At 77.5% G+C, this 766-nt stretch carries 1 protein-coding gene; it reads right to left on the reverse strand.

Features of this window, described 5'->3' with window-relative positions; translation table 11 throughout:
• Window positions 1-766 (reverse strand): cobyrinic acid a,c-diamide synthase CobB (locus E4O86_RS23035; RefSeq protein ID WP_161142861.1); only part of this gene is annotated, 766 nt, incomplete at both ends.

Genomic DNA, 766 nt, shown 5'->3' on the forward strand with positions numbered 1-766 from the left:
GACCGCCACGCGCTGGCCGGGCGGCGCGAGCGCGGGCCGCGCCGAAGCCGCCGGCTCCGCCGGGAGCGGCACGGCGAGAAGGGCGATGCTGTCGAGATCGCAGCCGGCGGCGACGGCGTCCGCGGCGCGTCCGACCAGATCGCCGATCGCCGCGTGCTCGCCCGCCTGGACGAGGCCGAGATGCCGTGACGGGAGGACGAGCGCCGGATCGCGGCGGACGAGGCCGAGAAGGGGCACGGCGGTGCGCGCGAAGCCTTCCCGCACCAGCGTGGCGTGCCGATCCGAGCCGACGCGGTTGACGATCGCGCCCGCCACCTCGAACCCCTCCGCGAGCCGGGCGAAGCCCTCCGCGACCGCGCCGGCCGACTGCGCGAGCCCCTCCGCCCCGACGACCAGCACGACGGGAAGCCCGAGCATGCGCGCGAGCGAGGCTGTCGAGCCGGCGCCGGCGGTGCCGCCGTCATAGAGGCCCATGACGCCCTCCACGAGCACGAGATCGGCGCCCTCCGCCTGGCCGGCGGCGAGGGCCCGGATCCGGTCGGGCCTCATCGCCCAGGGATCGAGATTGACCGCGGGGCGGCCGCACGCGGCTTCGAGGAATTTCGGGTCGATATAGTCCGGGCCGCACTTTGCGGCCGCGACGGCGCGCCCGCGCCGGCGGAGCGCGGCGGCGAGCCCGAGCGTGAGGACGGTCTTGCCCGAATGGCTCGATGCCGCGGCCACGACGAGGCCGCGGGCCGGCGCGCCGCTCACGCCGGGGCCGTGG

Origin of the sequence: Propylenella binzhouense (assembly GCF_009866965.1) — a bacterium.
GTDB classification, from domain to species: Bacteria; Pseudomonadota; Alphaproteobacteria; order Rhizobiales; family Afifellaceae; genus Propylenella; species Propylenella binzhouense.